At 46.7% G+C, this 26,827-nt stretch carries 22 protein-coding genes and 1 other RNA gene; 12 read left to right on the top strand and 11 right to left on the bottom strand.

Going from position 1 to position 26,827, the window contains the following annotated elements; genetic code table 11:
- Window positions 1–302: 302 nt before the first annotated feature.
- Window positions 303–3,068, bottom strand: coding sequence for an insulinase family protein (locus L4D79_RS18675; protein ID WP_428653097.1), 2,766 nt, complete (start codon window positions 3,066–3,068; stop codon window positions 303–305).
- A gap of 326 nt (window positions 3,069–3,394) precedes the next feature.
- On the opposite strand from L4D79_RS18675, the gene sixA reads away from it, so the two are divergent.
- Both sixA and L4D79_RS18685 read left to right on the top strand, forming a co-directional pair.
- A complete protein-coding gene (gene sixA / locus L4D79_RS18680) occupies window positions 3,395–3,868 on the top strand; it encodes a phosphohistidine phosphatase SixA (RefSeq protein ID WP_428653098.1) in 474 nt (157 codons plus the stop codon).
- 115 nt (window positions 3,869–3,983) lie between these two features.
- Entirely contained in the window at window positions 3,984–4,346 is a 363-nt protein-coding gene (locus tag L4D79_RS18685) for a hypothetical protein (RefSeq protein WP_428653099.1), read from the top strand.
- A gap of 97 nt (window positions 4,347–4,443) precedes the next feature.
- Here L4D79_RS18685 and smrB read toward each other — a convergent pair whose 3' ends face one another.
- Window positions 4,444–4,974 (bottom strand): endonuclease SmrB, encoded by a 531-nt coding sequence (smrB, locus tag L4D79_RS18690; protein ID WP_428653100.1) that lies wholly within the window; start codon window positions 4,972–4,974, stop codon window positions 4,444–4,446.
- A gap of 53 nt (window positions 4,975–5,027) precedes the next feature.
- Between smrB and prmB the strand changes: the two genes are divergently transcribed.
- Window positions 5,028–5,960, top strand: a complete 933-nt coding sequence (prmB, locus tag L4D79_RS18695) for a 50S ribosomal protein L3 N(5)-glutamine methyltransferase (RefSeq protein ID WP_428653101.1) — start codon at window positions 5,028–5,030, stop codon at window positions 5,958–5,960.
- Between the two features lie 66 nt (window positions 5,961–6,026).
- Here the strand turns inward: prmB and L4D79_RS18700 are convergent, their stop codons facing one another.
- The 5 genes from L4D79_RS18700 to L4D79_RS18720 form a co-directional block, all read right to left on the bottom strand.
- Window positions 6,027–7,043 carry a hypothetical protein gene (locus L4D79_RS18700; RefSeq protein ID WP_428653102.1) on the bottom strand — a complete coding sequence of 339 codons (1,017 nt, stop codon included), beginning with the start codon at window positions 7,041–7,043 and terminating at the stop codon, window positions 6,027–6,029.
- A gap of 14 nt (window positions 7,044–7,057) precedes the next feature.
- Window positions 7,058–8,353, bottom strand: a complete 1,296-nt coding sequence (locus tag L4D79_RS18705) for a BamA/TamA family outer membrane protein (RefSeq protein WP_428653103.1) — start codon at window positions 8,351–8,353, stop codon at window positions 7,058–7,060.
- Window positions 8,354–8,508: 155 nt separating this feature from the next.
- Entirely contained in the window at window positions 8,509–9,687 is a 1,179-nt protein-coding gene (locus tag L4D79_RS18710; RefSeq protein WP_428653104.1) for an acyltransferase family protein, read from the bottom strand.
- Between the two features lie 285 nt (window positions 9,688–9,972).
- Window positions 9,973–10,671 (bottom strand): 7-cyano-7-deazaguanine synthase QueC, encoded by a 699-nt coding sequence (gene queC / locus L4D79_RS18715; RefSeq protein ID WP_428653105.1) that lies wholly within the window; start codon window positions 10,669–10,671, stop codon window positions 9,973–9,975.
- A gap of 197 nt (window positions 10,672–10,868) precedes the next feature.
- A complete protein-coding gene (locus tag L4D79_RS18720; protein ID WP_428653106.1) occupies window positions 10,869–11,936 on the bottom strand; it encodes a PLP-dependent cysteine synthase family protein in 1,068 nt (355 codons plus the stop codon).
- A gap of 144 nt (window positions 11,937–12,080) precedes the next feature.
- Between L4D79_RS18720 and L4D79_RS18725 the strand changes: the two genes are divergently transcribed.
- The 3 genes from L4D79_RS18725 to L4D79_RS18735 all read left to right on the top strand — a co-directional run bounded on the left by L4D79_RS18725 (window position 12,081) and on the right by L4D79_RS18735 (window position 16,284).
- Window positions 12,081–12,542 (top strand): Lrp/AsnC family transcriptional regulator, encoded by a 462-nt coding sequence (locus tag L4D79_RS18725; RefSeq protein WP_428653107.1) that lies wholly within the window; start codon window positions 12,081–12,083, stop codon window positions 12,540–12,542.
- Window positions 12,543–12,724: 182 nt separating this feature from the next.
- Window positions 12,725–14,464, top strand: coding sequence for an ABC transporter transmembrane domain-containing protein (locus L4D79_RS18730; protein ID WP_428653109.1), 1,740 nt, complete (start codon window positions 12,725–12,727; stop codon window positions 14,462–14,464).
- The gene (locus L4D79_RS18735; protein WP_428653111.1) at window positions 14,464–16,284 is read left to right on the top strand and encodes an ABC transporter transmembrane domain-containing protein; all 1,821 of its coding nucleotides are present in this window, start codon (window positions 14,464–14,466) and stop codon (window positions 16,282–16,284) included. Before L4D79_RS18730 ends, L4D79_RS18735 begins: the two co-directional genes overlap by 1 nt.
- A gap of 41 nt (window positions 16,285–16,325) precedes the next feature.
- Here L4D79_RS18735 and tesB read toward each other — a convergent pair whose 3' ends face one another.
- A complete protein-coding gene (gene tesB / locus L4D79_RS18740) occupies window positions 16,326–17,192 on the bottom strand; it encodes an acyl-CoA thioesterase II (RefSeq protein ID WP_428653112.1) in 867 nt (288 codons plus the stop codon).
- A gap of 141 nt (window positions 17,193–17,333) precedes the next feature.
- On the opposite strand from tesB, the gene L4D79_RS18745 reads away from it, so the two are divergent.
- Entirely contained in the window at window positions 17,334–17,753 is a 420-nt protein-coding gene (locus tag L4D79_RS18745) for a YbaY family lipoprotein (protein ID WP_428653113.1), read from the top strand.
- 33 nt (window positions 17,754–17,786) lie between these two features.
- Here L4D79_RS18745 and L4D79_RS18750 read toward each other — a convergent pair whose 3' ends face one another.
- A complete protein-coding gene (locus tag L4D79_RS18750) occupies window positions 17,787–18,092 on the bottom strand; it encodes an MGMT family protein (protein WP_428653114.1) in 306 nt (101 codons plus the stop codon).
- Between the two features lie 76 nt (window positions 18,093–18,168).
- On the opposite strand from L4D79_RS18750, the gene L4D79_RS18755 reads away from it, so the two are divergent.
- From L4D79_RS18755 to L4D79_RS18770, 4 genes are all read left to right on the top strand, one after another.
- Window positions 18,169–18,903 carry a VP0952 family biofilm-associated protein gene (locus tag L4D79_RS18755; protein ID WP_428653115.1) on the top strand — a complete coding sequence of 245 codons (735 nt, stop codon included), beginning with the start codon at window positions 18,169–18,171 and terminating at the stop codon, window positions 18,901–18,903.
- 147 nt (window positions 18,904–19,050) lie between these two features.
- An RNA gene (gene ffs, locus L4D79_RS18760) (signal recognition particle sRNA small type) lies at window positions 19,051–19,147 on the top strand.
- 1,056 nt (window positions 19,148–20,203) lie between these two features.
- Window positions 20,204–21,235: a hypothetical protein gene (locus tag L4D79_RS18765; RefSeq protein WP_428653116.1), complete on the top strand. Its 1,032-nt coding sequence runs from the start codon at window positions 20,204–20,206 to the stop codon at window positions 21,233–21,235.
- Between the two features lie 167 nt (window positions 21,236–21,402).
- On the top strand, window positions 21,403–22,203 hold the full coding sequence (locus L4D79_RS18770) for a hypothetical protein (RefSeq protein WP_428653117.1): 801 nt from the start codon (window positions 21,403–21,405) through the stop codon (window positions 22,201–22,203).
- A gap of 199 nt (window positions 22,204–22,402) precedes the next feature.
- Here the strand turns inward: L4D79_RS18770 and L4D79_RS18775 are convergent, their stop codons facing one another.
- Window positions 22,403–23,848: an OmpA family protein gene (locus tag L4D79_RS18775; protein ID WP_428653118.1), complete on the bottom strand. Its 1,446-nt coding sequence runs from the start codon at window positions 23,846–23,848 to the stop codon at window positions 22,403–22,405.
- Window positions 23,849–24,871: 1,023 nt separating this feature from the next.
- On the opposite strand from L4D79_RS18775, the gene L4D79_RS18780 reads away from it, so the two are divergent.
- Window positions 24,872–25,798 carry a hypothetical protein gene (locus L4D79_RS18780; protein ID WP_428653119.1) on the top strand — a complete coding sequence of 309 codons (927 nt, stop codon included), beginning with the start codon at window positions 24,872–24,874 and terminating at the stop codon, window positions 25,796–25,798.
- A gap of 450 nt (window positions 25,799–26,248) precedes the next feature.
- Here the strand turns inward: L4D79_RS18780 and L4D79_RS18785 are convergent, their stop codons facing one another.
- Window positions 26,249–26,443, bottom strand: a complete 195-nt coding sequence (locus L4D79_RS18785) for a hypothetical protein (protein WP_428653120.1) — start codon at window positions 26,441–26,443, stop codon at window positions 26,249–26,251.
- Window positions 26,444–26,827: the final 384 nt, after the last annotated feature.

The raw sequence follows: 26,827 nt of genomic DNA on the forward strand, positions 1-26,827 counted from the left end.
GCTGGCTCATGGTGGTGCAACTCCTTCACTTATCTGTTGCTGATCGCTAGGGAGATTGATATTCCCCAGCTTGTCTAGACCGAATACGGACAATAGGTGTAAATATAGGACGACCAATGATGTGGAAAGGTTCAGGATCCGGCTAATGAATAGTTCTGAGAAATCGTTGCGGAATGTTTTTTTAGCAGTGAAAAGTTATAAAAAGATAAAATTTGTATAAAGAGTGGGGGCTAAGCTGCTGAAAGTAAGAAAAAACCCGGCATAGCCGGGTTTTGAGTTTTTGTTTAGAGCATACTGAGCAATCAGTAAGCGCCTTGCTGGAACTCATCGATTGAACCAATAGGATTACCGATATCCAGTGACTCCAAATTACTGTGTGCCTGCCCTTGGCTGTGCATAACAATGCGGTTTGAAGTACGGGGCTTAACCACATCGACGATAAACTTCACCATGTCGGCACGGCTGATGTCGGCCAAGGCCTCGATCACCTTTTGACGCTGGTTGAACTCGGCATCCTTATTGCCGATGCTGACCCAGAAACGCTGGGCGCGGGAACGCAGATTGGTATCCGGCTCTGATATTTGCGCAATTAACCCTTGCTTGCTGGCTTGCCACTGGGCTTCATTCAGCTCGAGCAGGACCAGTGCAAAGGCATTGGTAAACTCATCTATGGCTTCAAGCAACTGGGTCGGCGCAGCGACCGGAGACTGGATATACAGGATCAATCCCGGGTGGCGGTTGAGCGGCAAATTGGCGGTGCCCACCATGTAGCCTAGCTGCTGGCGAGTACGTAGCTCATGGAAAAACGTCGTCGACATCAGGTGATTGGCCAAGGTGTAGATCGCAATCTTTCTTGGCGTGGTTTCACGTGACTGGTAATACATCAGCAAGGCGGAGTCGGCGTGATCGCAGCTGACTTCATGGCTGAGGGTGCCAGAATTGCCCAGCCTGACCAATGGTCGCTGGGATTCACCGTAGAGTTGGTCGGTAACCCTGAAGGCATCCTTGAGGGTTTCGGCCAACGCCATCGCGTCCTCTTTGAGCCAGTTGCCATAGACAAAGGTATCGATGTGAAGCTCGGCAAACATCGCCTCGACAAAGGCCGGTAGTTCGTCGACCTCAATACTTTCAAGGGCTTCGAGCAATACGGGATAGGGCGGATTATTGGGTTGCAACACTCCTGTTAAGGCATTGAACAGCTGAGAAATTGGCTTATCCTGCGCCGCATTGCGCCAGTTGCGCAGCATCTGGGCTTTGATGTTTTTGAACCGCTCGGGATCGAAGTCACGGTTGGCAAAGCGGTCCAATAGCAGTTTAAGCAGCAGTGGTTGCTTTTCACTGAAACCGGATAGCTGAAGGGTCACCCCGCCCTGGTGGGCATAGAGGTTGTAGGACATGCCGGCAATTTCCGCCGGGTAGGCCGATTCATTGATGGCATCGAGCAGCATTTCGACACACAGCCGTGTCTTGACGATATTGCGCGGTGAATTGACCGCATGTGGGCTATCAATGGCCACGTAGACGATGCCTTTCGGCACTCGGAATTCATGTTCTTGCTTGTGCCACAGGCGGAATCCTGGGAGATCCTGAATCAACTGAGGAGGCTCGGCGGCGCCATCAGCGAGTGGAAGCGGATCCGGTTTGTCACACAGGTAAGGGTTTTGCTCCGGCAGCTGTAACGCCGGTTCACTGCCGGGCGTCAGCCAGTTGGCCAGTTGTTCTTCGGTGAACGGCTTGACGCTGTATGGCGTGTGGTACCACTGGGCGACTTTGTCGTTGTCTTGACCTTGGGCGACCAGTACCAGACGCATATTCTGCGGCGTAAGTTGGTCGAGGAAGGACGCAATCAGCGCCTCGTCATAAGTCGGCATCATATAGTCACCATAGATAATATCGTCTGGTGAGTAATGCAGCAGGTTCATGACCAAATAGCTGACGGTGTCGAGCGGGCGGTTTTTTTCCTGATAGCGGAATGCCATATCCAGCACGGTTTTTTTCTCGGCGAAGCGCCATTCATCGAGCCCTTGCTGGCGGATCAATTCAATGTACTGGAAAACGGTTTTAACAACCTCGTCAACGTTATCGAGCCCTTTCGGCGTGAGGTTGAGGCCGATGGTAAATTCACGGAAATTACTGCCACTGACACCACCGCCAGCCGCGAGTGTATTGATAAGCCCCCGTGACTTTAACAATGACATCAAGCTGCCGCTGCCTTCATTGCCCAGAAGGTGGGCGATGTAGGATAGCGGCTTCTCACGGTAGTACTGGTCGACCGGAGGCAGGGTAAACGACAGGGTGAGTTTCCGTACTTCCTTGATCGGGTCAATAGTGATGAACTTGGCTTTCTCGTGGTCGGATACCAAGGGCACGGCAATGTCTGCTTTGGCTATGCCGGTATTGGGAACGTCACGGAAGAAGGTCTGGGCATAGGCATCCAGTTCATCCAGTGATTGCGGCCCCAGTAATACCAAGCCCATTAGGCTGGCACAGTAATGGGTTTGGTAGAAGGCAATGAGCTCGTCGCGGACCGGTTTGTCGTTGCGGTCTGCCAGCGTAGTCAGATCGCCGACTGAAAATTTGGCAAACGGGTGATCAGGGTTGATGGTTTCCTTGTGAACCTGATATAGGCGGCGTACATCGTCTTTCAGCTTAAGCTTATACTCTGAATCTACAGCATTGCGCTCTTTGTCGACGGCTTCCTCATTGAATAACGGAGCCGTAAAAAATTGGCCGAAGCGGTCAAGTCCTTCGCTGAAGGTGTGGGGGCTCACTTCGAAAAAATAGGTGGTATTTTCGGTGCCTGTCCAAGCATTGTTGCTGCCACCGCTTTGGTTGATGAACGTTTGGAACTCGCCCACGCGTGGATATTTTTCGGTACCGAGGAACAACATGTGCTCAAGGAAATGCGCCATACCCTGACGCTCTATCGGGTCGTCAAAGTGGCCGACCTTTACCGACAATGCAGCCGCTGAGCGTGGGGCTTCAGCATCATGGACCAGCAATACTCTCAATCCATTGGCAAGATTGAGGTAGCGGTACTGCTTTAGGTCATTAGGACTTGTATGCACAGGAAAAGCCTATTTTTCAAAGGAAAGTAGATTAATTATGACGCTCATTAATAAGGGTGGCAAATTTAACCCATCTTTATTTGCCAATAAACAAAAGGTTAGCTGGCTGATTTTCAATGCTAGCCACGGAACGTTCACAGGGTGAGCGGGATCGCTGTTTTCCCTATGCGTTACTTGCTAGCATAGCCCGACGTACGTCTATTTGGTTGCTGATAGGTTGCCAATTAGCCGGATAAGTAAGCCTTGAGTTTGATCGATCCTTAGCCATTAATAGTAATAATAATTAGGTGTGTGATCGGGTATCAGACTGTGATATTGGAAAAATTATGCGAATTTATATTATGCGTCACGGGGAAGCCCAGCACTTTGCAGCCAGTGATGCAGAACGTCCGCTGACGGACCGGGGCGCCGCCCTGTCCGAGCAAATGGCGACCCAACTGGCAGGCCAGTTCGACAATGATCTGGATATGGTCTGGGTGAGTCCTTATTTGCGTGCACAGCAGACATGGCAGTCAATGGCCTCACATTTACCGACGCCAAAGCGGGTCATGACCGTTGACGAGATCACCCCATATGGTGATGCTGAAGATGTCGCGTCCTACATTAAAGCCGTGGTCAGCATTGAGCGGCCGGAGAATCTATTAGTCGTTTCACACCTTCCTTTGGTGGGATACCTGACTTCGGAAATGGTCCCCGGTTTGCAGCCTCCAATGTTTATTACCTCTTCCATTGCTGCCATCGATTACCAGCCTGACAGCGGTAGCGGTGAGCTGCTGTGGCATACCAACCCTGAAGGGTAAAGTTGTCTGATACGCCCCCGGAATTCTTTGCGGAAAGCTCCTAAGGTTTTTCCGGGCGGCGCCGATACAAGAGAAAGCCATATTCTCTAACCCTCTTGAGTTCATAGACGTTCTGATGAAAGCCAAGTTATCCCTTGCGATGGGTGTCGCACTGCTTGCTGGATGTGTGCAAATGCCGCCAGCCCCGAGTATCAATGCCAACGGAGCCATCAAATGGGCCAATGGCGTCACCGAAGATATGCACATTTCACAGTCAGGGAGTACCCTGACGTTTGCTTCACCGCAAAGCCTGTTTAACCCTGGTGGGATCACTATTTTCTCGCGAATCGATAGTGCCCGTAACGGTAGCTGCGAACACTATTACAGTGAGCAGGCTGTTAAAACACGGTTGAATATCTGTGGCAGTGGGGAAGTGACCTTGATTGTTGAAGGCCAGGTGATCAACGTGGGCTCATTGGCGAAATTCAACTACGGATAAGCTGAGTTCATTTGATTGGTACAGTGAAAGGGGAGAGAGTCGCCAGAGAGTGGCGGTAGGGCTCTCCCCCGATATCCATAACCCAGCGACTAAGCGACTATCTTTCCGGAATATCCAACAGCACCAATAGGGCCCCGTCACCACCAAATTCCAGCGGAGCTTGGTGGAAAGCCATCACGTCAGGGTGCTGTGCCAGCCACATAGGGGCTTTTTGTTTGAGGATATGCTTGCCGATGCCATGCATGACACAGCAACAGGCGACCTTTTCCTTGATGCAGGCCGCAATCATCGCCGCCAACTCGCGTTTGGCTTCTTTTTGGGTCATCCCGTGCATGTCTAGGTACATGTCCGGCACATACACCCCACGGCGTAATTTCTTGACCTCATACTTGGAGACACCAGTACGGGCATAGTGGGTCGGGCCATTCTCGTTGAGATGAGGTTCAAACTCGTCAGAGAAGTAAAATTCGTGATTTTGCGTCTCTTTTGCCGAGACTTTCGGCTTATCACTCTTTGGACCCTGTCGGCGAGGCGTGATTATGGTATCATTGGTGATCTTTTTTACGCCCTTAACCGCTTCCTGGAAGAGCATCAGATCATCGTCCAGGTTAGTATCTTTTTTGCTCATAGTGAAATTCCAACAACTTTATAGCGGTATTGTAGCGCCATTCGGAGTCTATTTTGGATAAGATTTTTGTCGACGAAGCTGTCAACGAACTTCATACATTGCAGGACATGCTACGTTGGACGGTTAGCCGTTTCAATGCTGCCGGTCTATTTTATGGTCACGGTACAGACAATGCGTGGGACGAAGCCGTTCAGCTTGTTCTGCCAACGGTATATCTACCTCTTGACGTCCCTTCAGAAGTCCGTCATTCACGCCTGACCAGCAGCGAGCGTCACCGTATTGTTGAGCGAGTGATCCGCCGTATCAATGAACGTACCCCAGTTTCTTACTTGACCAACAAAGCGTACTTCTGTGGCATGGAATTCTTTGTCGACGAGCGTGTGCTTGTGCCACGTTCGCCAATCGGTGAGTTGATCGAAAACTTCTTCGAACCTTTCCTCAAAGAACGCCCGACCCGCATCATGGATCTGTGCACGGGTTCTGGCTGTATCGGTATTGCCACTGCCCATGCTTTCCCGGAAGCCGAAGTCGATGTCGTTGATATCTCGACTGATGCGCTGGCGGTTGCCGAGCAGAATATCCAGGACCACGGTCTGGAGCAGCAGGTGATCCCACTGCGCTCTGATTTGCTACGTGATGTACCAAAAGACCAATACGACCTGATCGTGACTAACCCACCGTATGTTGATCAGGAAGATATGGACAGCCTACCGGATGAGTTCCGCCATGAGCCTGAGCTGGGCCTTGCTGCGGGTACCGATGGTCTGAAGCTGGTTCGCCGTATCTTGGCCAACGCGCCGGATTACCTGAAAGAAGACGGTGTACTGATCTGCGAAGTGGGCAACTCGATGATCCATATGGAAGAGCAATACCCGCATCTTCCATTTACCTGGATTGAGTTTGAAAACGGCGGCCATGGCGTGTTCATGATGACCCGTGAGCAGCTGCTTGAGTGTGCTGATGAGTTTTCGCTCTACCGCGATTGATCAAAGCGGTACTTAGAGAGTAAAAACCGAAGCCAAGGCTTCGGTTTTTTTATGGGGCGAGCGCGACTAAAACCGGCGTCCTACTGAGAAGGTTAGCTGGTTCCAGTTAAGGAAGCCGTATTCGGCAAAGATCATCCACTCGTTATTATCACCGAAGTCGTACACGGCGGTGACAGCCATGTTATTGCTTTCCTTGCTCTTTAGATCAACATCGAAGTCAATGGTATCAGCGAGGCCATCAAGCTCGGTACCACCGAGATCCAGTGAGCCACTGACATTCTGCTGGATCATCTGGTAGGTGTAGCCTCCCATCAGGGTCAGCTTACCATGTGGCAGATCGTATCGTTGACCCACTTTCAGGGCGCCGATATAGGTTTTGATGGTGCTGTCGGTCGTCGTAGTCCAGGAATTGGTCATTGCCCCAACGGCGGTAACGATGATGGGTTGGATACTGTCAATGGGCTGGAACTGGGTCGCCAATACGGTACCCAAGCCGAGGTTGTAGGCTTCGTATTCCAAGTTAAGTGGTAGCGTTGCATTGATCCCGTTGGTTTCTCGGCCATTGATGGTCACATCAGATAGATCTGCCAGAATGTTCTTCGAGCCACGGGTATAGCCTGCCAGCCCATAGATGTTCATGAATGGGAAAACCCAAGCGTCCAGACGGAGCTGAATACTTTCATCCTTGCCGGTAATACTGACGTTCTCAGCCGGGATACTCATTGCACAGCTGCTACTTTGCGGTGGCTGGGGCGCGGGTTTTCCCCGCTGGGTGCTGGCTCCTCGGCCGCCACCAAAACCGCAAAGGCGCCCCAAAGTACCGCCGTGGGCCAAGATATTGAAGTCATTTTCGGCGATGTAGTCGACTTCCTGAGTATTCATGTAGATCCCGAAACCAACCGGGATCGGTAATTCATAACCTAGCTCACGGGCCTTGTCGCCGAAGATGGGGAGCCCACTCCAATGTAGATCGTCGACATTCTGCTGTGCTTGCGCCTGAGCGGCTGTGAATTCGCTTTTTGCCAGCGCTGAGCTCGCTGAAAGAAGGGCCAAAAGAGGGTAATAGTACAGGGAGTGTTTCACAGTGGTGCCTCAGATCAAAATGCTTCAGTGAAATTAAAGTAGAACGCGGCGCCATGCTCGCTGAAGCCGAGATCGAGGCGAACGTTCATTCTTGGTTGGACTTGGTAGCGATAGCCGATCCCATAGCTGAACAACGGGTTTGTACTCAGCGACGATACCTTGTCAGCAACAAAGCCGACCCCGCTCCACAGGGTCATTCCGTGGTTGGATAGCCCACCATTTTGACGGCGGAACGTGTGGCGGTATTCGCCAGTCAGTTCGGCGACGGTATTATCACGGTACTGGCCCATGTAGTAGCCGCGCAGTGAGTTCGGCCCGCCGAGGGTTGGCATCGCATAGTATGGGGTGTCGCCGTAACTTTGTTGGAACTGGGCAAAACTGGCTAAGATTTGACCGGGGCTGAGGCTGTAATAATAGCGGTGCTCAAGTTGCAGCTGCTCGAAGTTAGCTTGGCTACCGATAGCTTCGTTAAACACGAGATAAGTAGCCTTGGCATATTGTCCTTGCCAAGCGTTAACGGCCACATCGCGCGAGTCATAGGCCAGCGTGGCACCTAAGCCGAGAATAAATGGCCTGTCTTTGAATTTTGCATAATTGGGATCGTCAATGGCAGAGGCGGGATCGGTATCGTCTTGTGGCGAGTAGTAATCCAGCGCCAATGACGGGCCGGCAAACCAGTTACCATGGATCCGAAAGGCCAGATCACCATGGTAGTTATTGCTCAGTACTGTTTGTTTTGTTTCATCCCCAAGGGTAAATTGCTGGCCTTTGTCATAGCCGATCCCCCAGTAATGTTTACTTTGGACCCCAGCATTCCATTCTCCGATGAACTGGATGTTGTTGTGATCCCAAAACAGGTTGTGCTTGGCTCGCAAGCCGTAGCCAATTTGGTTATCGACATAGTTCCCGACCACAAAAAGCGAAACGTTCGAACGCTGAAGGCTTTGCTGCTGGCGCTCGGTCTTGAATGAGTACAGTCCGCCGGCGGCAAGCAGGATCCCCTGCTCCGGGGTGTAGGCCGGGCCACCGAGGAAAGTGAACATGGGCAGGCCGTTGACCTCAATATATTGGCGCTTGGCGTAGCCGAGATCGGTAATGGCTTCATCGTTACTGTCGCTACTTGGCTGGGCCTCTAGTGTTTCAATCGCTTTATCGTATTCAGCTAGCCCCTGCTCGGCCTGCTGGCGGTCAGGGTAGAAAGGGGGATCTGTTTCTACTGGACTTTGCCCGTCGGCGGCCGCATTGACAGAACAAGGAATGGCTAGACCGGTTATAGCCAGTGGTAATAGGAAAGCGGGTCGAACCTGCATGGGGATCACTCGTCGTACATGGCAGCCGCAGGGAAAGCACGGCATTATTTTATGGTTTAATGTACTGTAAAGTGGGAAAGGTAAAAAAAGGGTGAAAACACCCACCCTTTAAAATCAGTAAGCTACTTGTTTGCGGTGTGTGAGGTGTTAGGCGGCTAGACCGAACTAGCCGTAGTGTTTCGATGCACACGTGCCCTTAGTGCTCGCATGGCAGGTTTTTCTAAATAGTAATAACTCAGTGTTGAAATGCCGATGGCAAGAGTCATGAAGCTTACCCCGCCAAGAGTGGCAGCCAGCCAACTGGTTTGGCTGTACCATGCTGCGAGTTGATCGGGAAAGACCCAATGCACGATTTCAATACCGGCAAGCAATAAAACAGCGTGCCACAGGTAAAGCGAATAGGAGATATCGCCTAGAAAACGGGTAAATCGGTTATCCAGTAGTTTGAATACCGCTGTGGTTCTGTCGGTTTGCAGTGCCGACACGAAGACCAACAAGGCGAAGGCTGAGACAGCCATGACATTGTGGTAGCCCCCTTTAGGAAAATGAAGTATACCGATGCAGGCGGCAAAAATAGCCAGCAGGGGTAAGTCATTGTTCAGAAAGGCTTGCTTTGGGGCTGAAAGGCGGAAGGTATACAGCCAGGCGCCCATTGCAAAACTGGTTATTGCCCTGATAAAGGCCAACATGCCACCTGTAACATCAAGGGAGCCTTTTGCGTGGTTGATGTACAGTAAGCCAATGACAAATATTACTGGGATAAGGTATGAGAGTCTTTTTCGTAGCAAAATAGGCACTAGGAAAGGAAAGACCATATAGCTCAGCCATTCGACACTCAATGACCATGACGAAATGTTCCAAGACAAATCTTTGACGAGAACACCTTGTAGCATCAATATATTGGGAAGTAAGGCTTCCGAGCGGTTGAACGGTCCCTCAAAGGCGGGTATTCCAGTCATTCCCCATTTATCGAATAGTGCACCACCGTAAAAGCCAATTCCATTACTCGCTTTAAAGCTCTCCCAGGCAATTAATACCAGCAGCGTGATGATGAATAATGGGTAGATCCGGGAAAACCGTAACCACATAAATTTCCCCCAGCCAGCAGGTGTAACCGACAGGGAAAATGTCGACTTATATACATGCATCATCACAAAACCACTTAGGATAAAAAAGAGATCAACCCATAGATAGCCGTTCTCAATTAAATGGGTATATTCAGCGAGTGGTGTCATCCATTGCGGGAATAGGATTAAGCGAGCATGAAAAAGCACGACGCAGGTGGCTGCGATACCGCGAAGCGGGGTCAGGATGGGAATGGAAGTGTTATTCATAATGCACCTAGAACAATAATAAATTGTCTTTATTTTGAGCATTAAAAAATAACAAACATTGAGTTAGGTTGAACTATTGAATATGTGAACTAATTATTGAAAGGAAAAATGAAGTGTCATCCAAAACGGCTGAGAAATATATTCTGTTTTAGCCAAAAGTGTTAAATGCCTCGAAACAGTGTTGATAGTTCTATTTCTTATAGTGGCTGGGTTTAAATAATAGGGGAGCGAGGTAAACCCCACTCCCGGTAATATTAATTTGTTCGACACAGCGAATGACAGTTATTAAGCTGCACCAGCCTGCTGCTTGGATTTAAGCTCTGCCATGATGTTGCTTTGGTTAGCTTGGTAATCATCAAGTCCGGCTTTGCGCAGGTCGCATGACGGGCAGTCACCGCAGCCATCACCAATGATACCGTTGTAGCAGGTCAGGGTTTTCTCGCGGACGAAGTTGAGTTTGCCGTACTGGTCGGCCAGCGCCCAGGTTTCAGCCTTGTTGAGCCACATCAACGGGGTTTCAATCTTCAGTGCACGGTCCATCCCCAATACCAGCGACTGGTTAAGCGATTTGACGAATTCGTCACGGCAATCCGGGTAGCCGGAAAAATCGGTTTCACAAACACCGGTGATCACCGCTTCTGCACCGATCTGGTAGGCATAAATGCCGGCAAGGGTCAGGAACAGAATATTACGGCCAGGAACAAACGAGTTTGGCAGGCCATTTTCCTGCAACTCGTGAGTCACAGGGATATTGTCACGGGTCAGAGAGCTGATCGCGAGTTCATTGAGCAGGCCCACATCCATGACTTTGTGCGCTTTAACGCCCAATTCTTTACAGACAGATTCAGCCACTTCGATTTCCAGCTTATGACGCTGGCCATAATCGAATGTAATGCAGTGCACTTCATCATAATGGACCATGGCTTGGATCAGGCAGGTTGTGGAGTCTTGGCCGCCACTAAATACTACTACGGCTTTGCGCATGAAAAGTTATCCTATGTTGTTGTCGTACCGAAAAACAGTCGGTAGGGACTATCCGTTATTGAAATAAGGATAGGCCAACAGCAGGTTCTCTATTGGCAGGCTCATGCTACCGCAGCAGTGGCAAAGAAAAAAGCTCTGTGATGAAAAGCCGCAGCTCTTGTCGAGGTCATTGCTGCGGCTAGATGAAAACGAGGGAGTTAGCTCAGTTTACCGGTTTGCTCAAATTGTTCGAGCTGGTCGAGATAATTGCTGATATCACCAATGTTACTTTCAACCCATTCATTGTTGAAATAGGTATCGAGGTAACGTTCACCACTGTCACATAGCAAGGTGACAATCGAGCCGGTCTCGCCGCGGGCTTTCATTTCGCTCGCCAACTGCAACACACCGTACAAGTTAGTTCCCGTTGATGCACCGGCCTTGCGGCCAAGCAGTTTTTCCAGCCAATGCACCGTGGCAATACTGGCAGCATCAGGAATAGTGCGCATTTCATCGACCACATCGGGGATGAAGCTTGGCTCTACCCGTGGGCGGCCAATCCCTTCGATACGGCTTCCACAGTCACCGGTCAGCGAAGTATCACGGGTCTTGTAGTACTGGTGGAACACTGAGTTTTCCGGGTCAACCACACACAGCTTGGTGGTATGCATTTGGTAACGGATATAACGGCCAATGGTCGCTGAGGTGCCGCCGGTACCCGGGCTCATGACCACCCAACTAGGGATAGGGTGCTCTTCGAGTTTCATTTGGTCGAATATGCTGTTGGCAATGTTGTTATTGCCCCGCCAGTCGGTAGCCCGTTCAGCGTAGGTGAACTGATCCATGTAGTGACCGTTGAGCTCTTTTGCCAAGCGGCGTGATTCTTCATAGATTTCGCTTGGGCTGTCGACAAAATGCGCACGACCGCCGTAAAACTCGATTTGCTCGATTTTCTTACGTGCCGTTTTGCGTGGTACGACGGCAATAAATGGCAAGCCAAGCAGACGGGCAAAATAGGCCTCTGACACCGCGGTACTGCCTGAAGAGGATTCAATGACCGGGGTATCTTTGCCTATCCAACCATTACACAGGGCAAACAGGAACAGAGAACGAGCCAGGCGGTGTTTGAGGCTACCGGTTGGATGGGTGCTTTCATCCTTTAGGTAGATATCAATCCCCTCCAGAGAAGGAATATCCAACTTGATCAGGTGAGTATCGGCAGAGCGTTGGAAGTCGGCTTCAATTTTGCGGATCGCGGTGTGGATCCATTGTGGGTCGTGGCTCATAGGGGGTCCTTTTACGCTGTGTCTGACTGTTTATATTATGGTGATAATGTATGACGAAGAGCAGAAAAAAACTTTATCAAATTTACTCCTGTTCACTTAAAATAGAGAAAATTATTCTAAAACTTAATTTTCAGGTAAAACAAATTGGCTGATCTAGACAAAACAGATAGAACACTTCTTCGGTTATTGCAACAAGATGGCACCTTGGCTTTAGCTGAGTTGGCTGAAGCGGTAAATCTTACGACTACGCCGTGCTGGAAGCGACTTAAGCGACTTGAAGAGAGTGGTATTTTACGCAAGCGGGTTGCCTTGCTCGATCCGGTAAAACTCGGCTTATCGTTTACGGCTTTTGTGCAAATCAAAACCAGTAATCACTCCAAGGAGTGGTACCACAAGTTTGTCGACACCGTATCCGATTTCCCCGAGGTGATGGAGTTCTACCGCATGGCCGGTGAGTATGACTACATGATGAAGGTGCAAGTCGCCGATATGTCTGCGTTTGATCTGTTTTACAAGAAACTGGTCAATAGTATTGAGGGGCTGACCAATGTCACTTCTACGTTTGCCATGGAGCCACTGAAGTACACCACCGCATTGCCGGTATAGGGTATTTGCCTCCGTATCAAGGGGCTGGCTCGCGATATGTCAGTGCTTTGGAATGTGAAGGGATAAAAATCAGGATGAAATTCCAAATCGCATTGTTAACGTTATAAGTTATTGAAATTAAAGAGGGAGTGGCAGCATAATATTACCTGCAACAATGGCTTAACATGGCAGGGAGGGGGCAGATGCAAATATTTTGGCAGTTAAGGTGGTATTTCCGCCAGGAGTGGCGGCGCTATGGTGGTGCCATCGGTATCTTAGTCCTTGTTTCCCTGTTTGAGCTGTTGCCACCCAAAGCGATCGGCTGGGTTGTCGATGGTGTCGTTAGCGGCAGTATGACACCGACTGTCATGCTCGGCTGGCTGATGGGCTTGGTAATAGTTTGGCTGGTTGTTTATTTTCTGCGGATTATTTGGCGTTGCTGGTTGTTCGGCGCGGCGTATGAACTGGGTACCGTGCTGCGTAACCGTTTGTATCGCCATTTCTCATCCCATTCCCCTTCTTTTTTTGAGCGCTATAAAACCGGCGATTTGATGGCCCGCTCGACCAATGATGTCAATGCGGTGGTGATGACGGCTGGGGAGGGAGTGTTGACGGCTGCTGACTCGCTTATCACGGGCATTGCCGTATTGTTTGTCATGACCACTTTCATCAGCTGGGAGCTGACGATATTGGCCTTGTTGCCAATGCCGTTGATGGCCGTTGTGGTTTTCTTCCTCGGTCGCCAGCTACATAGCCGCTTCTCTCTGTCACAAGCCGCATTTTCTAACCTGACGAACAAAACCCAGGAGAGCCTTAATGGGGTGCGGATGATCCGCGTGTTTGGGTTGGAAAAGCGTCAACAACAAGATTTTTCCGGTGTTGTCGATGATGTCGGTGATAAAAATCTGGCGGTGGCGCGGGTGGATGCCAAATTTGATCCGGTGATTCAAATTGCCATTGGGCTGTCGTTTTTCCTCAGTATCTCTGGCGGCGCCTATTTGATCAGCCAGCAGCGGCTCACGTTGGGTGATCTGACGGCGTTCACGCTATACCAAGGTTTGATGATCTGGCCGATGCTGGCCATGGCATGGCTGTTCAATATCCTTGAACGTGGCTCGGCGGCGTGGAAAAGGTTGGCGGATATCTTTGACGACGCTCCGGATATTGTCAGCGGCGAACAACCATTGACGCAAAGCGAGCAGGCGGTGACCGTTGCAGTTGATCGTTTTGCTTGGCCTGGGCAGGCCCAGCCGGCACTCATTGATGTTCACTTTTCCTTGGCAAGTGGCAAGATGCTGGGAATTGCCGGGCCGATCGGTAGCGGTAAGTCGACGTTGTTGGCGTTGCTACTGCGACAGCAAGAGCTTGAGCATGGACAGATCAAGTATGGCGATGTTGAACTCAAGCAAGCTGATCTCTCGCAGTGGCGTAGCCGTTTTGCGGTCGTGAGCCAGTCACCGTTCTTATTCTCCCGCTCCATTGCTGACAATATTGCGCTAGGCAAGCCGCAGGCCAGTATGGCGGCGATCCGTGCCGCGGCGGAAGCCGCCTGTATTGACGAAGATATCATGCAGTTCCCCGAAGGCTACCAGACCTTGGTCGGTGAAAAAGGGATCACCTTATCGGGTGGCCAGAAACAGCGGATCGCCATTGCGCGCGCCTTACTGCTGGAGGCAGAAATCCTGATACTGGACGATGCCTTGTCGGCGGTGGATGGCAAGACTGAACACCATATCCTCGCCAATTTGCGCGGCCAGCAAAAGCGGACCGTGATTGTGATTGCCCACCGCTTAACGGCAATGGAAGAGGCCGATATGACATTGGTTCTTCAGCAGGGCCGGATCAGTGAGCAAGGGGATCACCAAAGCTTGCTGGCCCAGGATAACTGGTATGCAGAAATGTACCGCTACCAGAAATTAGAGCAGGCGATGGAGGACGCATAATGGAAAAAGACACCATAAAACGGTCAACGTTTACACGCTTGTTGAACTATGCACTGGCAGACAAAAGGCAGCTGACAGCAGCGCTTGGTTTACTGTTTTTGGCCTCTATAGCCGATGTGTCGGGGCCTTGGCTGATCCAGCATTTTATCGATAACAACATTGCCAAGGACAGCTTCCCAACCGCCGAGTTGGTTACGCTAGCAGCGGGCTATATCGGTTTGATGATCGCCACGGCGTGGCTGCGGTATTTGCAGGCATTACGATTTAATGAGTTGGCGGTTGGTGTCGTGCAGACGGTGCGTAAACAGCTGTTTACGCGGATCCTCAACCAACCGCTGTCGGCGTTTGACTATATGCCATCAGGCAAGCTGATCTCACGCATCACCAACGACACCGAGTCGCTCAAGGACTTTTATGTTCATGTCATTGGGACGGCACTTAAGAATATTACCTTGATCCTTGTGATGCTGTTGGCAATGGCGCTGTTGAGTTGGCGGCTGACTTTGGTGGTATTGGTGCTGCTTCCTGTGGTTGTTGGGATCATGGTGTTGTATCAGCGCCGTAGTTCGGATGCCTACCGCAAAATGCGTGACCTGCTGGCTGATATCAATGCCTCGATGAGTGAATCGATCCAGGGCATGAGTTTGATCCAGCTGATGCGGCAAGAAAAGACCTTCTACAACCAATTTTCTGAACTGACAGCCTGCCACCTTGACGCGCAGCGCAGCGTCATCAAGCTAAACGGCTTTATGTTGCGGCCTTTGATCGATTTTCTCTCCGGTGTGGCGTTGCTCTCGTTGGTCGCCTTGTTCGGTGTCAGTGGCGTGGAGCTGATTGGTGTCGGGGTTTTGTACGCCTTCATCAGTTATCTGGGGCGGGTGACCGAGCCGTTGATTGAGCTGACCCAGCAACTGTCATTACTGCAACAGGCGCTGGTGGCCAGTGAGCGTATATTTGGCTTTATCGATGCCGAGCAGCAGGGGTATGGCAATGATGCTGCGCCGTTGTCCACTGGAAAGCTCGAATGTCGTCAGGTTGATTTTAGCTATGATGGTAAGCAGCCCATTCTGAAGGGAATCAATGTGGCGATACCGCACCGTGGATTCCTTGCCTTGGTCGGCCACACCGGCAGTGGCAAGAGCACCTTGGCCTCGCTGATGATGGGGTTCTACCCGGTAGCGGAAGGGCAAATACTCCTTGATGGCCGGCCGCTGACGAGCCTGTCTCATAACGCGTTGCGCTCCGGGATAGCGATGGTTCAGCAGGATCCGCATATTCTCAGTGCGTCAGTGCGGGAGAATATCACCCTGAGCAACTCTTCGGCTGATGGAACTGAAGACGATGCCGCTTGGCAGGCACTGGAAGCCGTCGGGCTTGCAGCGCAAATCCGCAGTTATGAAAATGGCTTGGATACCCTACTGGGCAGTGGTGCAGCTAATCTATCGGCTGGGCAAAAACAATTACTGGCATTGGCAAGAGTATGGTACAGCAAGCCGAAAATCCTGATCCTCGATGAAGCAACAGCCAATATTGACTCCGGTACCGAGCGTGATATCCAGCGAGCACTGAACAAGTTGCGCCGGGATATGAGTGTGATCGTGATTGCCCACCGTTTGTCGACGGTGATGGAAGCCGATGAAATATTGGTGTTGCACCATGGTGAAGCGGTAGAGCGCGGAACCCACCATGAGCTGTTGGGGAAAAATGGCTATTACCGGCAGATGTACCAGCTACAGCAAGTCGGTGAGCACCTCAAGCAGATGGAAAGTGAAAGCGGTGATATCCAAGCCACAAGTGCACAAGAGCAAGAGGCGGGATAGGCCGCCTCTTCAATGTTCTTATTCACTGCCGGCGGGGGAGGTTATTTGCTCTCGGTATGGCGCATCAAGCCTTCCTGTACCGCAGAAGCGACCAGTTCGCCTTTTTGGTTGTAGATCTCACCGCGTACCAAGCCTCTGGCATTGCTTGCCGACGGGCTATCAATCGCGTAGAGCAGCCACTCATCCATGCGGAACGGGCGGTGGAACCACATTGAGTGGTCAATGGTTGCCACCTTCATCTGGGGATTGAACAAACTAACGCCATGGGGCTGCAGTGCCGTGACCAAGAATCCCCAGTCAGAGGCATAGGCCAACAGGTACTGGTGGATGCGTGGGTCGTCCGGCATCTCGCCATTAGCCTTGATCCACAGGTACTGTTTGGCGTCGGTTGGCTTTGGGGCGAGAGGGTTGATGACATTGACAGGGCGAACTTCAATTGGGCGATCACAGCCAAAATGCTTCACGGCGCTTTTAGGGAGTTTGTCGGCGATCGACATCACCAGCTCTTGCTCCGACATCAGACCTTCATGCGAGGGAGCCTGCGGCATCGGTGACTGGTGCTCGAAGCCTTTTTCTTCTGCTTGGTATGAGGCGGTAAGATAGAAAATAGGGCGGCCATACTGGATAGCTTTTACCCGGCGGGTACTGAAGCTTTTGCCGTCTCGCAGGTTTTCGACATCATAGATGATCGGCTTGTGGGGATCGCCCGGTCGCAGGAAGTAGCTATGAAACGAGTGAACCTGACGATCTTCATCGACGGTTTCCTTCGCCGCAGACAGGGCTTGACCAAGAACTTGGCCACCATAGACTTGCGGTAAGCCCAAATGCTCACTTTGTCCACGGAACAATCCTTGTTCAAGCTGCTCTAAATTTAGCAGAGTGAGAAGTTCATTCAGTTCTTTGCTCATTGGAACTCCATAAATAATGATATTATTAAGCGCTGTGAGGAGTGGAACAATCATTCCTAATGCATGGATGATTATTCAGTTTAAACGTGAGTTCAAGTGCTTGTCACACAAGAAAATGACAGTTTTGCTTTAGGAGAGACAATGAAAAGGGTTTTTGCACTGATATCGGCATTGGCTGTAGCGCTGGTCGTATCGGCGTGTACCAGTTTGATCGAACAAGATGCAGACTTGGAAATGGTCAAGGGAACCTTAACCTACAAAGAGCGTATAGCATTACCCGATAATGCCCGTATTACCGTGACGCTGGCGGATGTTTCGAAAATGGATGTGGCTGCAGAGGTACTGAGTAGCCAAGCTTTTCTGGCCGATGGCAAGCAGGTGCCTTTTGAATACCAGCTGAATTTTTCTCGCCAGGAAATCATTCCTAACCATACCTATGCCGTCAGTGCGCGTATCGAAGTGGATGGCAAACTGCTGTTTATCACCGATACGGCCAACCATGTGCTGACCGATCAGGCTGAGTCTACTTACAAAGACTTGGTGTTGATTAAGGTGAAGTAATATGGCCTCTCGATGCCGCCGCCCGTGGCGGCATTAGAGACCATCCCACCGGTATAGCCTCAATTTTAGCCGTCCGGTTTCGCTTACCTCAATTCCTTCATTGATTAATTTACGGCGCTGGCGCTGTAAATCGTGTCCCGTCAGGGAAATTTCCCCTTTTGCATTCACGACCCGGTGCCAGGGAAGGGTTGAGCCTTCCGGTAACGTTGCCATCAGGCGGCCAACTTGGCGTGCATAACCCGGAAAACCTGCAAATTTGGCAATATCACCATAAGTAGTGACTTTTCCATGTGGAATTTGGTGAACTTGGGTGTAGATTTGCGCCGCAAAATCATCCATATTTATACCTATACCAAACAAACCTGATGGGTGAGTATGGTATTACGGTTATCAGATAACGCAAGGAGGTGCTGCCATGTTGTATGCCGCGTTACTTGTTATGGTCAGCATAGCGTTGACCATTGTCGGAGTCAGTGGATTGGGGCAAAGCCAAGGAGAGCTGCCTGCACTGGCCCTTGCCATCCCTGCCTTGTGGTTATTACCACAAGGTGGCGTGTCTGCCTGGCTATTGTTGATTGGCCTAGGTACTTTCGGTTTTGTTCTCCCTGAACAACCCATTGCCTTAGCAGTGAGTGTCTTTATGATGTTGCCGGTTTTTGCTGTGAGTTTCTCGGCAAAAAGTTCATGGCAGCTGGCTGCATTGTTGATTTCCATCGTCCTTGCTATGGATGTTGGTCTGATGGCCCTGCAAGCTGAAGGCAAGCTCGATGGGAGCCCTATCTATACCATCATTCAGATCCTTGCTGTCGGCGTGATTTGGATTGCTGCACGCAGTTGGCGGCCGGTAGAAGGTAATACCTGGTGGCCGCTGTTTCTGGTGGTTCCGCTGTGGGTCGGTGGTTTGGCCCATGCTGCTTTGGTTGCCCTTTGTGTCACCGGTTTGATTGCTTCCCTGCAGGGGATGGCAAAAAGCAAACTCAGCGAATGGGTACCCCGGATGATGTGGATCCTCCCCGCTGTCGGTTTTGCCACCTTGGTGTTGGTGCCGTGGTTCGACGTGCCCAATCCGATATTGGTTGCCTGGCTGCTGGTACTGGGTGGTGCATTACTGGGGGAATATTTGCTGGAAGACCCGGAGGAAGAGCTCTAGGACTAGGCTAACTGTGTGAAAATGGTAAGGTTTGGGTAATAAATCGGCAGTCGGTCGGGGATCTGTAGTTGTGCTATTGCAATCTCCTCGGCCATAGCGGATAATCCATCCCGTTCTCGTACAGAGACAAAGAATCTATGGAGGCCCTGCTGGTCCTCTCGCAACACTACCTCGTGAACCCGGTCAGGCCTGGAAGGGAGCAGCCGCAGCGAGCGACGTGTGTGCCGAGATGTGGCTGGTGGGGCTTCCACCCATCTAGCGTTTGGTAATCTGCACCATATCCTTGCATATCTTCCTTAATACCATACATAAATGGCATGATAAGCGAGCATAAGCTATTTTTGTTGTAGTTTAACAACAAAACGGGCGGGCTCATCATGTACCGTCGTCACCTCAAACATTCACGCGTTAAGAACCTCTTTAAGTTCGTCAGTGCCAAGATGAACCAAGTACTAACGGTCGAATCATATCTTGAGTTTGATACCTGCTTCCACTTGGAATACTCGCCATCCATAACCTCGTTTATTGCTCAACCTGAAGGTTTTACTTATCGCTTTGAAGATCAGGAACTCCCATACACACCTGACTTTCAAGTTATTGAAAATCAAAACCTTAAGTGGATTGAAGTCAAGCCATCAAGTTTGCTTTTAACCTACTGTAAGCTCAAGGTATATCGTCAAAACTTTATAGTGACCTGCCGCATAGGCAGCTGAGAAAAGACGTTGATATCAAGCTGGTCTTTCAATGATGTGACCTGCCGATGAGGCAGTTGAGATAAGGCCAGGAAGAAATCATCCGCAACAAGCAAAGCTAGACCTGCCGAAGAGGCAGTATTGCATTGAAGCACCCCAGCAATCGCTGGGGTGTTTCTACGCCTGAAGTTTAATGAAATAGAGTTGTTGGGGACGGCATTAACGTGCTTTTGAGCACTTTAAGGTGATTGTGGCGTTAGTTCAAAGTCCTCTGTGTTCAGCAATTGTAACTTACGAACCGAAACTAAATTAACTCCAAGATAGTCCACGAATAAAAAGGTTTTTGAGTGTCAGAATCAGCAGTAAGGTTCTACATATGAGTCAAATGATTATTTTGGTAGTTAAATTTGTTATTTAACTTAATGGGCATTTAACGAAGTTAAGCATAAAATCTATTCGCCAGAAATAATTGTGTGATGAACTAAGCATGTTTATCAATGAATCAGTATTTAGTTATTGCATTAATACTAGATTTATATGTGTGCAATGGCACATTGGTAAGATGCAAATACTTGCCAAAAAATTGACAGCATGAGTGGGGCATACATATGGATATCAAGACTTTTATAGCGTTATTATCAATACTTCCATTATCTTTTACTAGTGATGCATCTCGGTTTTTGACAAGTGGTAGTAAACAAGGCATCTCATCAGAGCAAGATGTCTCATCAAACCAAGAAGTAGCAGACCTTCAAATTGATCTAAACAAGTTGATGAACCAGAGAGCAGACATATCGTTTAGTTTAAACCCGGAAGAGTATAAAGTTCTGTCCAATCAGATAACGGAACTAAAGGCCAGCATAGAAACTAAAACCGAAGATAAAAAGTCCGGTTGGCAAAATGAAAGGTTAATTTTTGCGGATGGTACGTCAGTTTTTGGTGGGGTTGGCTACAACGTTGGTAATAACTCTCAAACTCTCGTAGCAGATCTTGTGCGATACAATTTATGGTTCGGTGGAAATTATTATCAGCCAGTTAATATATCAGGTGGCTATAGTACCTCTGATGAAGGGAAGTTAGTCTCCAACCCAGCAAGTACTTTTCTTGACCGTGACAACGGTATATCAATAGAGTTTCCATTTGAATGGCAGGTTTATAAAGTTGGTGGAGTTTTCGATTATAGTGACTCTAATGGCAAAAAATTATTTTCCGGAGGTTTCACATATGGTTTTATTCCTCGGGTGAATGCAAAATATATATATAATAAAGATGGAGATAAAGAGGAGCTAATTACTACAAGTATCACATTTGGTACTACATTGACTGCTCCATTCGTAAGTGATATCAGCAAGATTATTAGTGATGATAGTGGAAAACCTACATATGGGGGATTTTCACTAGAAATCAGTGCTGATAAATATTTTGTAGATGATGAAGAGTTCTTTGATAGCCTTAAACAAGAAGATGAAAGTATGAGTAGGTTTAAAGAAGAAGGTTTTACAGGGAAGTTTTCTTTATTTGCGAATTTACCGATTGGTACGAGATTTCAACTAGCTGTACATCGAGATTTTACTAATGATGCCGGTACTGAGTTTATATTCTCTGTATTTCAAAGTGTGCCTACAAGCGATAGTGAATAAATAATTGATTAGTTTGGTGGTTCTCAATAAAAACTATGTTCAAAAATTTGACTTGTATAAACTAGTTCGTTTGTGAAGAGTAATCAGTTCCACCTTTCATCTTTAGTTAATGCGATTTCAAGATGTGCTAGATAGTAGAGGAAAATTTGAACTGAGGAGTGTAGCGGATGAAAAAGGTTATCTATATGCTGATTTTATATTTATCAGTAGAAAACTATGCAATAGCTAGTCAGAAATGTGACTTCTTACAATGGGGTGATTATAATGGATCAAACCTCTTTCGTAGTAGTGACAGGGTTACATACGCTTTTAAGTCTTCTCATGTAAGGTTAGATGCTGATGGTGCTCCAAATGCATACCATCCTGATGATGTCGGATTGCATTGTACCCGGGGAGTCGGGTTTAAAGGGTTAGATTGCCCTGCTAACGCTGGTTATCCGAACGAAGACTGGTGGTCTTCTGTTTTGGTCCCAAGCCCTAAGAACCCAAAAGAGGCCTTTGTTCAGCCTCGTGGACCTTTTGAGGGATATTTTGTATCCAAAACTTCTTTGATAAATACTAATATCTCAGATAAGAAAAATCCTTCTAGATATGTTGATGCTACAACTATCCCCTATATTGTTTTTCCTCGAAATTTTTATAAACGCTCTGGAACAGGCCTAATGGGAGACTTAGGTTATTCAATGAATCTGAGAACGGGAGATAAATCTGCCTTTGTTGTGGCCGATGTGGGACCATCAAATGCTCAATTAGGTGAGATGTCAATTTACTTGGCCGAAAAACTTGGCGGCTCTTCACCAAATCCAAGAACAGGAACAGGATCTCCTAAAGGTGAGATATTGTATGTAGTATTTCCATATTCATCTAAACAGCATAAGTGGCCATTGTCTAATGCTGAAATTGAGTTTTTAGCTGAATCGATGTTGATTAAAGTAGGTGGTATTGAAGCAGTTCAAGGTTGTAAGTAGTTATTGCTATAATAAATCAACGCACATGGGGGGCAAAAGCAACTCCACTATTTCTCTGTTTTTTGTCTTCAGTGAATTTCAGAGCTTGGTTTTAGGCGTTAAATTATTTTACTGGTTTGACCGACTAAAGAGGTCTATCACGTCGTTTGATGTTCAGTTTTTGTTGAGGGCATTCCTTTGAATGCCTCAACCTTGTTTTCTATTCGTTATTTTTTCTGTTGAATGTAAGTTGGATCTCAACACGCCTATCAACAGACATACACTGTTTCAAATCGCTTTGGCTAAGCTGAATACTACATTTAGATACAGGGTTTAATACCCCTTTACCAGTAACACTGAGATAATCATTTGCAACATGAGATAAAACAGGATCTAGTTCCTTGTATACACTTTCGGCTCGTCGGAGTGATAAGTCTAAATTACTATCATCAGCTTTTAGTACTGGCATTCTATCGCTATAGCCAGTTATTTTAGCTGAAGTGATAGTTAGATTGTTTTTTTCAATATTAGTGTTTATATCACGACTAACGTCATTCAATATTTCTTTCCCTTCCGACGTTAACGTTGCTGAATACGAATCAAATATAGCATTTGCACTCAATTTTATGCAGCGTGTTATAGGAAGTAATCGTTTTGTAGACAAAACACTTACCCCTGCACTATCGAGCTCCAAAGTTATTGGTTTAGATTTGTCTTTTGGTTCGAGTCCTAATTCATTGAAAGCAACAAGCGAAACATTACCTGTACCGTGCCAGAGAACATCCATGTTATGCACTATATATTCGTCTTTACTTTTTTCATTACACCCAAAAAGAGGAATTTTGTATGCCTTGGAACTAGTTAAAACTTTGCTGTAATTCTCCTTGCTCAAGAGTAGAGAAACTCCCTCATTGCGGATACCATATGCCTTAAATGCACCAAATAATAATCGTTCACCAAACGAAGTTTTAAGCATTAATGGGAATACTAATAATAGGAATACAACCCATGGTATAATTTTTTTTTGGGTTTCATTCAATTTTTTTCTAGGTTTTTTAGCTGAATCACCCTTCGGTATAAGCAATAGATAACCAAAGCCTGGAATCAGAAAAGCCAAACCAGCGAATAAAGCGTCGCTAAAATCACCACCGCTAAGATATTTATATGATTGATAAAAATAAAAAATTAGAAGTGCTGAGGATATTAAAAAGAATGTCCATATCTCTAAACGTTGACGGCCATAACGAAGATACTCGAGAAATGGAGATGCTATGGATATAACAATAAATGTCCCTAAGGCTAAAACGATGGTATACATAAAACCAAACCATAACGTTAATAGAATTAAGAAAAGACTATCACCCAATACCAGCCCACGAGGAATGAAATTTATATAGAAACCACAGTAAGCAAACATTAAAACCACACCAGTCGCAGAGAGGTAAGGTACAGCTTGACTCAATCGAATTGAAACTAATTCAAATAAGATTCCAACTCCCCAACTTAAATCGTCTTTATTATCAGGTTTATCTAAAGACTGACTATGTTCATCTTCACTCAGTTTATTCGATTCTTGTCCTAGTATTGGTTTATCTGATTTATCTAGTGCTTTATCAGAACCACCATTAACTTCATCATCCAAGATCTTTTGCGTCTCTGTTTGCAATTTAATTTCCTGTTATCGCATTCTTAATGATTTATTTTGTTGATACTTTCATGAGAAAGTTAAGCTTTAAGTTATTATATAGATGATAACCCATTGAAGATAGCAATAAATGACCAAGAATGTTATCTTTGGCCAACTTAAAGCTTTAAGCCACCGATTTAAATCGATTGCTTTAGCCATGACTAATTACAAGTATGAAAATTCAGTACTTTTTTAACTAGGTATCATTATCAAGGCTAAAAGGAATAACCTACAAAGGTCATGTACACCTGTTGGGTGCTTTTATATTGAAAGTGGTACTCAGTGAGGTCTTGAAACAATTTAAGTTATCAACTCTGTAAAGCTATTTGAGACTTTCCAATTTAAACAAAAGTATTGGGGTGTTGATTTTGTGTTAAATCAGCAGTTCAAACAGAAGTGATATTCAAGGAGTATATTGGCCTTTACTTTACACTAAAAGTAAATGGCAATTTTAGAAATGAAGGTTTTTTAAAGAGGGCCTTTCCGCCAATATTAGTAAATTTAATATATGACCTTCACAAACAACACTTAGCAAACTTTCAGAATATTTAGTGGTAATAATCCAGAGTGAAACTTTCTTTCAGTGTGGTTGGGACGAGTGAGGTTTATGCATCTTTATACTACTAAAAGGTGTAAAGCTTATGGTGCAGATTTGACGTTAACTTATTGATATCGATGTAGTGCTTATGTTGCAAACTACACGTTTAGTAATTTGCACCATACCCTTGCATATCTCCGCTGTTAGCGTACATAAATGGCACTATAAGCTGACATAGTCACTTAACTACGTTAATCAATGACATTTCTGTAAAGAAGAGCGTTTTTGCGTTTTTTGTTCTAACTCAGAATAGCCTCATTGTGTGTTCTATAGCTATTCTTCATAGAATTTAGTTTGATATTTAGCCTACGTTTGCTCATACCAGCAAAACTTGGGCTTTACCGTTCTAACTACCTGATGTATATCAAGTCGGTACCCATTCATATGCCTATAAGATATTATTCGTGTTTGAAAAAACACATGCCAACCATTCAAAGGGTAATATTATGCAGAAGATGTATAGATTTTCATTATGCTTTTTTCTTTTTACTTTAAGTTCATTAGGTTATGCAATTCCAGAGAATGCGCGTGTTATGGGCAATAACTGGTACTGTAATGAAGGGTATAAAAAAAGTGGTGATCAATGTATAGCTCTAAACGTTCCTGCTAATGCCCATGTTTTAGGGAACAACTGGTACTGTGATGATGGATATAAAAAGAGTGGTAATCAATGCAAAGCCTTAAACGTTCCTGCTAATGCCCATGTTTTAGGTAACAATTGGTACTGTGATGATGGATATAAAAAGAATGGTAATCAATGCAAAGTCTTGAACGTTCCTGCTAATGCTCATATTTTAGGGAACAGCTGGTATTGCGATGATGGATACAGAAAGAATGGCAGTAAATGTATCGCATTGAGAGCACCGAAGAATGCTCATGTTAGCGGTAACAACTGGTATTGCAATGATGGTTATAAGAAGAGTGGAAATGCTTGTACGAAAATGACCCAACCTGAGAGCGACGCTAGGAAAAAGCGTATGACGCAACCCCTAGGTTCAGGCTCCTCTAACCAGGTTTGTGCTCAGGTTGATGGTGCGAAACTACTCGCACAGGATTCAAAAAATACTTATCTTGGCAAGCTAACTAATAAATTTGACTTAGAATCAATCTTTAATGAGTTTGGTAACTATGGCAGTGAATTTAGTTCCACTTCAATATGGAATGAGTTTGGCAACTTTGGTTCAGAATTTAGCACCTATTCTCCATTTAATGAGTTTACCTCTACACCACCGATGATAATTAAAAAAGGTAGTATTATTGGCTACTTGTCAGTGAATAAAACTCTTCAACACAGCGTGTCACCAAGCTTACTAAAAGCTTTGTGCATTTAGACCTATAGTTTACTATTGCTTTCTTAGTCCGTCGTATAATCGTGTTATCAAACGCTAGTTTAGCAAATGAACTAGCGTCCTAAATAGGCGACATGTTTTTCTGACAGGGGCATATATTCAGCTAGTCAGTATTCGAGCTCAATCCTAAATGCTTCAAAGCAACTCAATATCTTTTTGTCATCATTTATTTGAAGTGTCTTGAATTGATAAGAAAAGATATTTCTCTATACAAAAATTAGTCCATTGATTGTTAAATTAGTAAAACACTTAATCCTTTCGTCCAAGGACGTGTTACTTATGATGGACGTAAAACGCATATGCCCCATTCCTTGCTAGCTTTTATGAAAGAGCAGGTCTTCCCAAATTTCTTATGCCATACATGAATTTTTAATCAATGTAGTGTGTGTGAATCTTAGACCTTACCAGGCGCCACTATGTAAACTACATGCGTTATTCAATAGTCTTAATTACATCGCTCACATCTTCATAAGGTATTTGAACATAAGCAGGTATTGGGAAGGTACGCATACGAATATTACTACCAGATAAAATCTTACGCCTAAAACGTTGATGCCTCATGGTACACTCTAAACCACTATCAGGATCGTAAATAATCATGGCATCTTCTTTTAAAGGAATATCCATACTCAACTCCTTCCGATGTTATAATTACAGACAGTATAAATGACCCATGAAATCAATATATAGTGCAAAATCACATTTTCTGCACTATATATTGACATCTATTCTTTCCTTTATTTAAAAAAACAAAGCGACTGGCATCTAGTGATGTTACTAACAGAATTTGTCGACCTGAGAGATTTATACAGACTGATTTTTATCCCAAAAAGCTTTAGATAACCTGTAAATAATTCTGCGGAACTGCCGGGCTAACTAATTGGTATTCGGACATAATCATTATGTCAGTAGCACTATACGAGGCTGTGGCTAATGCACTTTTGGAACTTTATTTTGAATCGAATTAGTACGCCACCTACATTTAAGAATGTGTGTAAGGTAAAGTTTATA

This window comes from Photobacterium satsumensis, assembly GCF_050336935.1.
GTDB lineage: Bacteria > Pseudomonadota > Gammaproteobacteria > Enterobacterales > Vibrionaceae > Photobacterium > Photobacterium satsumensis.

Excerpts from the sequence above, each read along its gene's own strand:
- sixA (WP_428653098.1), top strand. The coding sequence starts at position 3,395 with ATGCGAATTTATATTATGCGTCACGGGGAAGCCCAGCACTTTGCAGCC.
- L4D79_RS18685 (WP_428653099.1), top strand. The coding sequence starts at position 3,984 with ATGAAAGCCAAGTTATCCCTTGCGATGGGTGTCGCACTGCTTGCTGGA.
- smrB (WP_428653100.1), bottom strand. The coding sequence starts at position 4,974 with ATGAGCAAAAAAGATACTAACCTGGACGATGATCTGATGCTCTTCCAG.
- L4D79_RS18705 (WP_428653103.1), bottom strand. The coding sequence starts at position 8,353 with ATGCAGGTTCGACCCGCTTTCCTATTACCACTGGCTATAACCGGTCTA.
- L4D79_RS18710 (WP_428653104.1), bottom strand. The coding sequence starts at position 9,687 with ATGAATAACACTTCCATTCCCATCCTGACCCCGCTTCGCGGTATCGCA.
- queC (WP_428653105.1), bottom strand. The coding sequence starts at position 10,671 with ATGCGCAAAGCCGTAGTAGTATTTAGTGGCGGCCAAGACTCCACAACC.
- L4D79_RS18720 (WP_428653106.1), bottom strand. The coding sequence starts at position 11,936 with ATGAGCCACGACCCACAATGGATCCACACCGCGATCCGCAAAATTGAA.
- L4D79_RS18730 (WP_428653109.1), top strand. The coding sequence starts at position 12,725 with ATGCAAATATTTTGGCAGTTAAGGTGGTATTTCCGCCAGGAGTGGCGG.
- L4D79_RS18735 (WP_428653111.1), top strand. The coding sequence starts at position 14,464 with ATGGAAAAAGACACCATAAAACGGTCAACGTTTACACGCTTGTTGAAC.
- tesB (WP_428653112.1), bottom strand. The coding sequence starts at position 17,192 with ATGAGCAAAGAACTGAATGAACTTCTCACTCTGCTAAATTTAGAGCAG.
- L4D79_RS18745 (WP_428653113.1), top strand. The coding sequence starts at position 17,334 with ATGAAAAGGGTTTTTGCACTGATATCGGCATTGGCTGTAGCGCTGGTC.
- L4D79_RS18750 (WP_428653114.1), bottom strand. The coding sequence starts at position 18,092 with ATGGATGATTTTGCGGCGCAAATCTACACCCAAGTTCACCAAATTCCA.
- L4D79_RS18755 (WP_428653115.1), top strand. The coding sequence starts at position 18,169 with ATGTTGTATGCCGCGTTACTTGTTATGGTCAGCATAGCGTTGACCATT.
- L4D79_RS18765 (WP_428653116.1), top strand. The coding sequence starts at position 20,204 with ATGGATATCAAGACTTTTATAGCGTTATTATCAATACTTCCATTATCT.
- L4D79_RS18770 (WP_428653117.1), top strand. The coding sequence starts at position 21,403 with ATGAAAAAGGTTATCTATATGCTGATTTTATATTTATCAGTAGAAAAC.
- L4D79_RS18785 (WP_428653120.1), bottom strand. The coding sequence starts at position 26,443 with ATGGATATTCCTTTAAAAGAAGATGCCATGATTATTTACGATCCTGAT.